Origin of the sequence: Kineosporia sp. NBRC 101731 (assembly GCF_030269305.1) — a bacterium.
Classification (GTDB): Bacteria; Actinomycetota; Actinomycetes; order Actinomycetales; family Kineosporiaceae; genus Kineosporia.
Genome location: NZ_BSTC01000003.1, coordinates 304,425 through 317,502, shown reverse-complemented (window position 1 = coordinate 317,502; position 13,078 = coordinate 304,425). Strand labels below are relative to the sequence as shown.

Annotated in this window: 1 protein-coding gene (running past one end of the window); it reads right to left on the bottom strand. The window is 69.0% G+C overall.

Annotated elements, in window-relative coordinates; genetic code table 11:
- Positions 1–29: 29 nt before the first annotated feature.
- Positions 30–13,078, bottom strand: partial view of a WXG100-like domain-containing protein gene (locus QSK05_RS11335; RefSeq protein WP_285596876.1) — the 3' portion only. The gene runs 20,728 nt beyond the window's last position; 13,049 of the gene's 33,777 nt are visible here — the last part of the coding sequence; its start codon lies off the right edge, out of view; its stop codon occupies positions 30–32.

Sequence of the window (13,078 nt, the reverse complement as noted above, 5' to 3'; positions counted from 1 at the left end):
GCACACCTGGGAGCAGGTGCACGGGGGCACTACAGCTGCTGCCGTATCCAATCGATCTGCGGCCGCCATGCGGGATAGGCATCGGCCATGGCCCTGAGCCTGTCGGTCCAGCGCCCGCCGGTCCCGGCATCAAGGATCGGGCGGGCCCGGCCGAGGACGTCCAGAGCCAGGGGATACTGGCCCGCCAGAGCCAGGAGCAGCGCGGAGCGCACTGCGACGTGCTCGGAGTGGACCGGGCCCGGGCCGAGGCCCAACGCCGCCAGGACTCCCGGCAGTGCGCGCGGACTACGCTGGGTGATCAGGCCGAGAGCGGTCAAGACCTGGGGCTCCGGATCTTGCCGATAAGGCTGCTGATTGATCTCCTCCCGCAGATGAGCCAGGAAGGCGTCGCCATCAGGACGGGTCAGGACCTGTAGCACGGCCTGTACCCCTGGCTGGTCGGCAGCGTCCGGATGCGGCAGCACCGAGATCCGGACCTGCCGGTGCCCGACGTCGTTCGCGAGATCTTGCGGGCCGCTGACCTGCCAGTGAACCAGCCCGGCGAGCATCGGCGTGGCAGCCAGGTCGTCCTGCACCAAGGCCCCCAGCTCCGCCATCACCTGGTCTGAGCGCTGATCGGCGCGCCGCAGCAACTGGTCGGCCCTGAGCCCGTCGGAACGGCTTCCGGACGCCCGAAGATGCCTCAGATCGGCCCCTCCCCCGGCCTCGATCAGCACCGTGACGGCCCGCCCCGAAGCGTCATGACGCCGTACTTCGGTGGCCGCGGCCCGGGCGAAGTCACGCAGATCGAGATCCGGTTGTTCCTCCCCCCGAGAGAAACTCAGCGTGGTGGAGACCTCGCCGTGGGCCGCGGCACCAGACTTCACCGCCATCCCGTGCTGCCACATCCACCGGGTCAGGCCGGAGAGTCGGGACACCTCCAGACGCGCGGCGTGTTGGTCGACGTACCTCGGCCCGTCGTAGCGCAGCTCCAGAACCACTGTGGCGAGACTGGACTCGGTGCCGAGGAAGGCCAGGTCGGTACCGACGTCGATGGCCTGGGACGGGCGTATCCGCACGGCAGGCACAGCCGTCAAGGCATTGTCCAGGTACTGACCCACGGTGAAACGATTTCTCTCGCCGGTGCTGAAATCCTTCAGGCCCACGTCGAGCACACTGCGGTACTGCTCTCCGCTCAACCAGCCCTCTAGCTCGGGGAAGGAGCGGTGCAGAAGATGCTGCAGGTACCCCCGGGAGGCCGGGGCACTGTTCTGCAAAAAGTCCTGGACCCCACGCGGCAGCGCGGCGACGATGTCGGCCAGCGACTGCCGGGACGCAGCCAGCAGCAGATTCTTCGGTAGCGACACTCCCTCCAGCAGCGCGACGACCGGTGCCACGACATGAGGCACCACCAGTGCGAGGTACCCCCTCAACATGGCTACGTCTTCGCGACGCAACGCTTCCCGCTCGACCTGTTCCCGGTCATTCCCCGGATTGCGCTGCCCCAGGTAGGCACCGGTGACGAAGGCGGAGAAGTCGAAGCCCAGTTGCTGGATGTGCAAGGCCCGGGGAACTCTCAACCGGCTCGGGTCTGCCCGTTGCACAGCATCTTCCAGGGTCTGGTAGACCGATGACAGAGGCGTGTCGACCGAGTAGTGCGCATACAGGCCGATTCCCAGCCCGTCCGCGGTACGGCGGAATTTCCAGGATCTGATGGCCGGGTCGGGAACGATGAAGCCCTCCCGGGGAGTGAACAGGTCGCCGAGCCGGGTGCCGTCCGCGGCCCGGGCGAGACGGTCCAGGACCAGGTCCAGGGTGGCGAGGCTGGCCGCTTGGCCGCGTCCGTTCTCACCGGGCAGGGTCTGAACCCGCTTCGACACGATCTCGATGATCGGCCGCTGTGTTCCCTCCTGACCCGGGAGGTGCGAGAACTTATCGACCACCAGGTCGACGTCGTCATGGCGGACGAGAACGGTCTTGAAATCGGGGGTCGGGGTACCGTCCGGCGGCTGCAGGTAGCCGTTGCGGGTCTCCAGCTCGTACCCCACGTACCCGCCGGGAAGCGCCTCCTCCTGGCGTCCCACCCGCTCGGCCTGCCGGGCCGCCTCGTCCCGGGCGGTCTGGGGACCGTGACGGTACTGGGCCAGCACTACAGCATCGAGACCGGATGCCAGCCAGGGGCTTCCGTCAAGAGTGAGCTTCGTCCGGAATCCCCGGGGATAGAGCCGGGAGGCCCATTCCCGAGCCGAGTCCACAACGCTCTCCGGCCAGCCGAGCTCGGTCAGGGCCGCCGTGGCCTGCGTGGGCGTCATCCGTTCACCGGTGGCCGGAGTCAGATTGACCGGTTCGAGGAACCAGTCCGGAGGTGCCGGCGTGTCGTTGCGGCCGTCTGCTTCCCGGCTCCCACCCGGAAGGTCGGCGTAACCCGGGAACGAATCCTCCGTACCGACGTCGGAGCTGTCGCCGCCCGGGGCCGCGAAACTCATCTCGAAATCGATGTCCGAGAAGGTGTCGTCCTCGGGCGCCGAGTGCCGGGTCATCATCTCGGTGCGGTCGCGGAACGCGATCATCTGGGCGCCGTCCATCCGGAAGATCTCGGCCTCAGCGTTCCGGTCGATCTCCTGATCCTGGAGGAACTGGGCATGTTCGCCGCCCATCCCGATGAAGCGAACTTCATTGTCGATTGCCACCCGGGCGGTCGCGAGGAGCGAAAGATTGCGCCATTCATCGAAGATCGTGTTGTCGTCCAGGCCGGACAGACGCTGCACGTCGGCCGCGGTGAGGTCCGTGTCCTGTGACAGACGGGCCCGCATGGCGTCGACAAACGTCTGCGTGAATTCCGTCAGCGCAGGAAGGAAGCTCTTCTCGAAATGATCTGTACCGATGCTGTTCTCATGCGCCCGGAGACTTTCGCGCAGGTAGCCTCGTGGCGCCAGACCATCCATGAAGGCGTCGAGTTCACCCGCCAGGCCGTTCTGCGTCGGCATCTTCGCCTCACCGGCGTAGACCCAGCCGATCTTCAGCAGGTTCTGCAGGGCACTCTCCACGTAGGCACCACCGTAGGTGGGCTCCAGGTCGTGATAGCGCACCATGTTCAGCACCTCGTTCATGGCCAGACCCAGCTTCGGGTAGAGCGACTCACCGCCGAAACCACGGATCTGCGAAGCAGTCGGCGAATCCAGCACCGATTCCCAGCGGTGCTCGTTCATCTGCCGGAACACATCAAGGGTCTGCGGGTATCCGGACAGGTCGTCCTTGGGGAACATCTCGTAGACGAAGCTGCGCGAGTCCACTGCCTGAAGAATATCGAAAAGGTCAACCCCGGTGTGGTCCTCGCCGATCACGTTGGGAACCTTCGGATTGAACCGGACCCAGACCCGGGCCCGGCCGTTGCGGGCCGGGAGATTTCCGAGGTAGTCGGTGCGTTTCTCGGCGTGGGCCCGGAATTCATCCAGGTTGCGGTAGTCGTGGAACATTCCGTCGGTGGCCATCTCTTGCATGGCCGGAGTCACCGCCCCGGCATCCGGGTCGGCTGCTGACCACTGCTCACCGTTGACCAGGGTCAGGACCGCATCGGAGCTGCGCGGTGACGGTGGCATGGCCGGGCTGCTGGAGGACGACGCTCCTGGAGTCGCTGTCGGGCCACCATCCACGCGGGAACCGCCCGACAGGCCGGGCTGCCTCGACGTTCCGGACGGTCCCGCTTCCCCGTCGGAGCCCGGGTCCGGGGGCGTGGGTACGGGGGTCACCGGCCGGGTCGGGTGGTCCGGCTCTACACGCACCCTGACCGCGTTCTCGGACAGGCCGGCCACGGGAGGCTCGTGGACGATGGCGGTCCATCGCAGCTGGTCCGGGTCTGCCTGCGACTCCACCTGCGGCCGCATCCGGTCACCCACCTGCTGCAACCGGGCCTCGGCACGACTGGTCGTGCGCCGACCTTGCCCCTGGCTGCCCACCGCCTCGAGCACCACCATCACACTGTGTCCCTGAGCCTGGAGGTTCCTGACCTCCTGGATGGCCGCGTGGGCCATGATGTCGACCTGCGCCTCGGTCATCCCGTCCAGCTCCGTGACGCTCGCCGCGAAACGGACGCTCACGGGCAGCACATCGACCGGGGTACCGTTCTCGCCCTGCTGCTCCGGCACCGTGTAGATCGGCACCACCGAGGACGCGTCGTGCAGTTTCGACTGTCTGGCGGGCCCCAGCCGGCGCCGGCCGCTCAACGGCGGCCGGCGCTCCTCGGACAGTTCCCGGCGCCGCTCCTGCGACAGCCCTCGCCGTTGCTCCACGAGCACCCGCGGCCGACGGTCCTCGGACAGATCCGGCCCGGGTACCTCCTCGGAGATCTCCGCCCAACCCTCGTCCACCGTGGCCACCGCCGACCAGTGCTCGGCAGCCAGCGCCAGCGGCTCGGACATGAGTCCGGCGATGTCCAGCGGAGGCAGGCCAAGAGGTCCCGACTGCGCCGGACCAGTCTGCGGCGCAATGGTTTCGGCCTGGCCGATCTGCTTTCCACGGCGATCGAAGCGGTAGCGGGTCACCGTGCCGTCGGCGGTGGTGTACTCCAGATCGATCGCCCGGGCCGCGTCCTGGGCGATGACACGCACGATCCGCTCCGGGTCACGACCGACGGCCGTCAGCCCCGATGGCAGCTGGATTCCCGGGACCTGCCGCGTGACCGCCTGCTGCAGATGGTTATTGAGGTCGGCCACGGCCGCGATCTGTGCCGGCGCCGGGGTACCGAGCATGACCTGCAGGATCTGCCAGCTCGCGCCCTCGATGCGACGCAGCGCCTGCGCCCCGGCGGACCCCTCCTCCCGCAGGTGGTTGCGGGCCCAGCGCACGGTGGCGACGTGGTTCTCGTACACCTGGTGGGCCGCCGAAGAGGTCAGCACCACGTGCGGCGCGCGGGCGTGCATGATCAGGTAACGCGCCACGTCGTGGGCCCGGGCCAGGTCGTCGTCGTGCTGTTCGGCGGCCCGGGACAGCAGCTCGTCCAGGTGGTACCTGGGCGTGTTCTCCCCGGCCGACGGCCCTGCGGTGAGTGTCCCGTCCGGTTCCGGCCGGCGCTGCTCCATCTCCCGGAGCATGGCCTCGTACTCGGCCCGGAACATCTCCGCGTACAGCTCCCCGACGAACGGATCGGAGCGCAGCGTGCCCTTCTCCCCGTCGATCGTCCCCTCGAGCGCCCCCTTGAAGGCCATCTTGACCAGCACGACCGGTCCTTGTTCCTTGGCATGTTGTTCGGACCGGTGCGCGTTCGTGGCTGAGGCACCCTCGCCCTGGGACCGCAGCAGGTTGGCCCCGGTGCCGCCCGAGGCCCCGGCGAACTTTTCCACCACGTCGCCCGACTGCCCCATCGTGGCGCTCAGCGACATGGCCCACAGGCTGGCGTTACTGCTGACGCCCGTGCCGATCTGGTGCTTCGCGTAACGTCCCGTGCCGGTGTTCTCCGGCAGTTCCTGCACGAGCTGAAGGTGATGCAGTTCGCCCTGCAGGAAAAGGCTTCCCGTCCGCCCGGGACGGCCGGGCAGGAAGACCTTCTCCATCAGCGTGTGGCGTTTCCCACCGACTGCCTGTAGCACGTGATTCTTCAGATGGCTCCGGGAGAGCAGCTGTTGCAACGTGATCGACGAGCGGACGTTCTGGTCGTTGGCCTCCGGGCCGAACATCCGCCCCAGCAGTTCCCAGGCCCGGCGCACGGCGTCGTCCATGAAGGCGGCGGCCAGGTAGGTGTCACCGGGCAGCTGTGGGAGCGGGGCCAGGTCGCTCAGGTCCACCGGTTCCTGGACCTTTCGGCCCTCCACCAGCGAAGCCGGCAGATTCAGCACGACCCTGCCGTCGAACCTGGTGATGACATTGCCGGGTGTACCGGCTGCCCAGCGGTCGATGAACGCGATGATTTTGCTGAACGGGCTGTTCGCCAGGTTCAGCCGCCGGGTACCGATGACCAGTTCGACGTCGGCCTCGGCCTTGTAACCGCTCGACCAGTCGTAGACCGTGCGTTCCTGGGTGACCTGATCGCTGCGCGTGATGCTGCGGCCCTGGCCGGCCCCCAGGGCCGGCGCGACCCCGCCGGAAGTTCCGTCTTTACCGCCGATCCCGGCCTGGGGGCCGCTGAACCCGATCGAGGAGGACTGTCCCGTCGACGCACTCGTACCGGCGTACTGGTGCTCGTAGTTCTCCAGGCCGTGTTTCGGCCCGTACCCGGTGATCTTGGGGGAAGATTTCAGCTTCAGCTTCAGGTTCAGCTCGACCACGTCCGCGCCCAGACCGCTCGGGATCCTGTTCACCAGGTAGAACGAGACGCCGTCGGCATGCATCAGGTCTTCACTCATCGCCTGCTCCCGGTCGCCGGAGACCAGTGCGCTGAGCACGTCGATACCGTTCGCGAGCCGTCCCAGAACCGGTTTGTCCCCGACGATCCGGCGGTACCAGACCTCCGGGAGCTGCTCGGTGGGCCAGTCGGCGCGGCGCAGGCCGATCAGTCCCGGAGCCACCGTCTCGACGGCCCGGTGCAGCATGTCCAGGGGCCGTACCGGGGCCGGGGCGGGACCCTGCGCGCCTTCGGGCAACCGCGACGCCGCCGGACTGAAGGTCATCGCATCGATGCTGTGGTGCCCGAACGCCTTCGGCCCGTCCTTGGTCAGGTACTCCGGGATCACGAGATCATCGAGGGTGCGGCCGATCGTGGCCAGACGCCGGGCCAGGATCCCGCGGTGGGTGCGCAGGCGGTGCTGGGCGATCTCCCGGCCGATCGCCGTGGCGTCGGCGTGCCCGGCGGCCTCCCGCTCGAAACGGTCGATCACCGCGGTGATCTCGTCGTCCCGCAGGCCGAGGTGGTCTTCCCTGCGCCAGCGGTTCAGGGCCTCGCGAACCTTCTCGACCGGAATCGGCACCTGGTCACGGCCGTAGGCCGCCAGCGCCCTGGGCTCGGGCAGCAGATACATCATGGTGCGCGGCGGCAGGATGTGGCTGTCGGAGGTGACCGTGCGCCGCACGAACTTCCCGTCCTTCTGCTCCACGCCACCCACGTCGAACGTCACCGGCGCCGCGAACATGTAGGCCGTGTGGAAGCTGAGCGGAAGGATCTCCTTGCCGCCGGTGCGCGACGTGCTGGTGCCCGTGCTGACCCCGGTACTGCCCGAAACGCCCACCTCACCCGACACCGAACCGACCGCGCTGCCGTCGTTCACCGCACCGCCGAGACGGACACCGGCGCCGTACCGCCACGACTTCTGCACCGACTGCGAGTGCTGGGCCTGGGACAGCCACAGCTGGATCGCCCCAGCGGTGAACTGGTCGGCGGTGGCCCCGGCGTACACCGAGGTTCCCAGCGTGGCGGCGATGTCCAGACCCCCGACCCGGTGCGAGATCAGGCCGGGCTCGAAGAGCTGTCCGGTCTGGTACTCACCGCGGGTGATCTCCTTCAGGAATGAGCGCACCATCACGTTGCTCGCGAGGTTGGCCACCTGGGTGTCCGCGGGCCGGCCCAGCCCGGTCAGGTGCGGGAGCAGTGAACGGGCAGCGGGAACCAGCCCGGTGGTGTCGACGTGGTAGATCAGCGCCGCGTCGAGCACCGACGCGTCACCGGGTGCCTGCAGACCCTGGTCCTGCGGGTTGAAGTCTTTTGCGTCGATGCCCGGGATCAGGTGCACGGTGGCCATGCCGTCCACCGGCGCGCCGACCCAGGTGTGCCCGTCCTCGGGGGTTGCCTCATGCCCCAGGGCCCGGATCTGCGAGGCTTCGCGTAGGGGTTCCTGCGCGTCTGCCGGCAGGTGGTCGTACTCCACGGTGAGGGTGTAGCGGCTGGGCAGCCTGAACTCGTGCAGGTCGCCGGGCGACTCGCGCAGCTCGGGCCGGTTGCCGATGAAGGTGCCGGCCTGTCCCGTCGTCTTGGCCCATTCCCGGGAAACGCTCGCGGAGAAGGCCTTGGCCCAGCTCACCCCGGCGGTCAGACCGGCCCCGACGCTGAACCGACGGGATCCGGAGGCCGAGTGACCGGCACTGGTGCCCGCGATCGACAGATTGACACTGTGCGCGTCCGGAATCGTACGCCGGTAGTAGGACTCGTTCGAGCTGAGGTGCTGGACAGCCCGGACAGTGACCCGGGCGGTCCGCGTGCGGTCCGCGCGATCCAGGGCCCGCAGGGGAAGTTCGAGGCCGTCCTGGTGGATCTGGTCGTAGTGGGAGCTCAGGCCGTCGGTGAGGAACTTCTTGATGATCCGGGCATTCTCGATCCGGTCGGGACCGGTCAGAGGCATCTGCTCGCGACTGAGCAGATGATTCCCGTCGAACGGGTGCTCCGGGTCCGGGGGCACGAATCCGGTCCTGCGCAGTTCCGTCAGCAACCGGCTCTCCAGTTCCTCGCCGACACCCGGGTCCACCGCCGCCAGGCCGTTGCCCAGTCCCTTGCCCAGAAGCACATGGGTGGGCAAGGCCACCGGGTTCTGCTGCGGGACAGTTCGTTCCGGGATCGCAGTCTCATCGAAGGGCACCGTTCCCTGGTCGGGTACGAGCCCTTCCCGCAGGGCGCTGCGGTCGACCGGGAACCCGTGGGCGAAGGCATCCGCCTCCGGGAGCACCACCAGGGCGTGGGCATCGACCGGAGTCGTGCGCAGCGGACCGGCCTGTGGCTGGTCGGCCGACCAGACAGCGGCCGTGTGCTGCAGGCCGGTGCGGTAGGCCCCGGCCCGGCCGGTGTCGCGGAACACCAGAACCATCAGGCCGGTTCGTCCCGCGCTCACCGTGTCGGACAGCGAGCGGCCGACACCGGCGCTGATACCCGGCCCGACCGTGACCCCGGACACCGGAACGAGGTCGGCCCCCGCGTTCACGCCGGCACCGATGCTCTGGGTCAGGGTTTCGCTGCCGCTGGAGGCCGAGATCGCCGTTCCGATCTTCTCCAGGTGCATCTTGTCGCTGGTCGCGCCGACCCGTTCGGCCGGTCCTCGGCGCTGCGAATGGATGGCGACCTTCGCGACGATCTTTGCGTCCTTGTCCCGTAGCAGCACCTCGAAACCGCCGGGGGTGTTCATCGCCGTGTGCAGGTTCACGTTCAGCTTGGTCAGCTGTTCCTGGAGCTGGAGCAGTTCCGGGTCTCCGGGGACGAGTTTCACTCCGCCCTGGTGCAGCTGGGTGACGATCTGCTCGTACAGCGCTTGCATCCCGGTCATTCCGGAGGCGAAATAGACGTCGGGAAGACGGTTCTGGTTGCGGGTGAACTTCTCCGCCGCTGTCCCCCCGGCGGGGGCCACCGCGATCACTTGTTCGGTCCCCGTCTGCAGCAGGGCATTGGGGATCCAGTTCAGCAGGGCCTGCCCGGTCGACGCGCCGCCCCCTCGGATCCCGATGCTGTTCCAGGAACGATTCACATCGGTGCGGACCTGCACGGTGTAGTTGGGGTCGTAGGCCACCAGGGTGGAATCGGCGCGGTAGTCCATGACCCGACCCGACTCGGCGTCCTGGAACGCCCCGGAGGAGATGCCCCGCTGGTTGGCCGTGCCACTCAGGCTGACCCCCGCGTGCATCACCCCGCCGAACGACATCGTGAAGTTCGCCTGCACCCGCGTCGCCCCGGCCTGGCCGGAGGTACTGCGGTTGTTACCTCCGACGTTGAAGGAACCGTGCGTGTTCTGGTTGGCACGCAACCTGTTCTCCGGCGCTGAGGTTCCTTCCGCCGGCTCCTTCAGATACGCCCCGTCGGGCTCGGTGACGATGCGCGGGTTACCCGGCTTCATCCGGACCAGCACCTCGACCCCCGGCAACTGGAGCAGGTACCCGTCACCGGCCAGATCCCGGTACGCGTCGAGCAGCCGGTTGGCGAGGTTCTCGCGGACCTCGTCCGGAACCTTCTTCCCGACCGCCTCCACCGCCGTGACCACCTGGGCGACCAGGCCCCCGACGTCCGGCAGGACCCCCCGCGGGATGGCCAGGGCGTGCGCCTCGGCACCGTTCACCGGGTTCGGGGGCGCCATGACCTCGGGTTCGGGTCCCTGGACCGATGGAGTGGTCTCGCTCGGTGAATCGGGCAGTGCCACCTCGGTGGCCAGGACCGGCAGCTGGATCACTGGCTCCTGAACCGGCGGCACCGGCTGAGCCGACTGGATCCGGGCGATGTGGTCGTCGATGAGCTGGGTCGCGATCCGCTCACTGTCCACCCGCGGCCGGTGCGCGGTCACCATCAGCCGATCGGCCACGAGCACCCGAAGGTCGTCGTCGAGGCGCAGCGTCTGCGCCAGGTCGGGATCGGTCCCGGGCCAGCGCAGGCGGGCGATCAGCACCTGATCCGCCGCACTGAGCACGCGTTCCCGTGGGCTCTTGAGCAGATGGCCCCACTGCCCGCGGGCCGTACTGCGCACGCGATCCGGGATGCTGTCGGGCAGCTGGTCCAGCCGCTCCCGGGCCTGACGGGCACCGGTAGCGGGCTCTCGCAGGTCGGTCACCGTGCTCAGGTCACCGAGCCAGTTCGTGGCCAGCGGGGTGAGCGAGGTGATCACCGGGGGGTGCGAGTGGTGGTCGGTGCGGTGTAGCGACCACGCGCCCCGGGCATCGAGAGGCGCAGGCGCCGTCGGGCGGCGGCGCAGCACCTCGTGGTGGCGGTTGGAGTCGCTGAGAGTATCTATCGCGCGGCTGACCCAGCCGCTGAGCTCGTCGGGCCGCCCGGAAGCTCGCCGGGTGCGGCCAGGTGTCGCGCTCTCTGATGGTGGACGTTCGCCAGCACCGACGCTCCCGTCTCCCGGAACCGGGGTGATCGGGTTCGTGATGGCTGCCCGGTCGGCGAGCGGAAATTCTTCGCGCCGGGTCGAGGACGACTGCTCCCCACCGAACGCCCTCCGTAACGCACCGCCCGGTAGGCCGCCCTCGCGTTCCTGCCGCAACGCCTCGGCCTCCAGGTCCACCCGCTCGGCCTGCCGCCGCGCCTGGGCCCGGGCCGCCTGCTCGCCGTGGCGATAATGCGTCAGCACCACCGCATCGAGACCGGCTGCCAGCCAGGGACTTCCGTCGAGCGTCAGGATCGGCCGGAAACCCTGGGGATAGAACTTGGTGGCCCGTTCCCGGGCCGCGTCGAGAATGTCCTCCGCCCAGTCAAGTTCGGTCAGCGCGTCGGTGGCCTCCGCCGGCGACATCAGCCCGCCCGGGTCAGGGGTCAGTTCCAGCGGCCGCACCGTACCGGCACGCTCCTTCCCGGCCCGAGGCCTCGGGTCCGAGGGCTCGCCGGTCCCTCGGATGAAGGACGACGCATCAGGGCGCGTCGTCGGCTCACCTTCCGTTCGCGAATCACCGGGCAGCCCGGGCCGCCGGCCGCCGGAACCTGACTCCTCCACCCCGTCGACGGGCGCCGGACGCGGCTCGAGCACGCTCGTGCTCAGTGCCCCCTCGTCCCCGCGCCGCACGAACTCCACCGGGCGATTGAGCTGGTCGGCCACCTGCTGGGCGATCTCCCGCCCCCGCGGATCCGGTGTCGCGGTGGTGTCGGGGGTGTCCGACCAGACCCGGACCTTCCCGGTCCTCAGCGTGAACGCGTCGGGCTGCAGGGCGGCGTCACGCAGCAGGCTCTGCGCGATCGACGGCGACGAGTCGCGGTCCAGGCCGGGAAAGCGATCCGGATCCGCCGAGGCCCGCTCCAGCATCCGGGCGATGTCCAGGGGCGGACGCTCCATCAGGTCCGGGAAGTCGGCCGCCAGGTCGTGAGCCCGGGCCGCCGGCACGAACCCGGTCAGTCCTGCGTCCACATCGATCTCCACGACGACACCCCGCGGGCCCCGCAGCACGTAGGAGACATCCCCGCGGTAGTACGCGAACCTCATGTTCTTGCGCTCGCGGTTCTCCTCCAGGTAGGTCGCAGCCGAGTTGGACTCGGTCTTGGCGCGGGACTGCCGCATCTGGTCGGCGCCCAGGGCGGTGTTCAATAGCGTCGGGGCATGAGCCCCGTCGAGGGGTTCGCCGACGTTGTGCCCGGCACCGAGGTCCAGCTTGAACTCGGCGCCCTGGATCGACTCGGTCATCGCCTCCGGTTCCTTGGTCTGCTGCGGGAAGTTCAGGGCGCTGATCATGTGACCGTCGGCCAGCCAGTGCATCTTCCGCACGTTCAGCTCCACCCGGGTCGCGCTGCCGCCCAGGTGCGTGACCGCGAACTCGCCCTTCAGCAGCGGAGCCACGTAGGCCCGCAAGGTGCGCTCGTTCATCGCCAGGGGCAGCACCGCCGCGTCCATACCGCCGGGAGCGAACCGGTCACCGAACACCGGGCGTTCGGGGTCAGGCGTCAGGCGCCGGCGGCTCGACCCGCTCGCGGCCTTCGGCACCTGCGCGGCCACGTCGGCTGCGTGCGGCATCGAGACCACCTGCATCAACTCGGCCAGTTTCTCGCCGAGCTCCCGCTGCTCGGCCGTGACCGGCCGCACCGCACCGGTCGTCGCCGGCTGGACACTCACCGACGGGGCGGGCGCGGGGGCCGGATCGTCGCTCAGTCGGGTGAGGTGGCTCGGCACGGTGAACACGATCGACCCGGGGACCTCGTCCCGGAGGATCCGCGTCGACCGGGCCTGGTTCTCCATCCACCATTTCCGGCTCGCCCCGCGGTCCAGGACCTCCAGCGCGCGCACCGGACCGTGACCGACACGGGCGGCCTGGCGCAGGATCTCGGGGGCGTCCGTGGTCTGGAAGATCTCGATCTGGTACCGGACCGGGCGCCGGAAGTCCTGACCGGTGTCCGAGGGCGTGGCCCGGCGGATGTCCCGGCTGCTGATCTTCTCCCCCGTCGTCGTCCTGGCCCCGGTCTCGGTGACGCGGGACACCGAGAGCGGAACCCGGCCCCCACCGCTCGGTGCCCCGTAGCGTCCACCGACGTCGGCGTGGGTGCGCCGGACGGTCTCCACCACCCGGGACTCCCCGACCTGCTCGAAGAGCTGCCCACCCAGGGTGATCTTGAGGTCCGGACGCGGACGGACCCAGGCCGCGTCCCCGTCCTCGATCGCCGTCACCTGGATCGTGGTGCGGGTGGTCCCGCCGATCGCCGTACCGGTCTTGATCACCTGCACCAGACCGGTGCTGCGGACAGCACCGTAGGAGGCGCGCAGGGACTCCTCGGAGAACATCG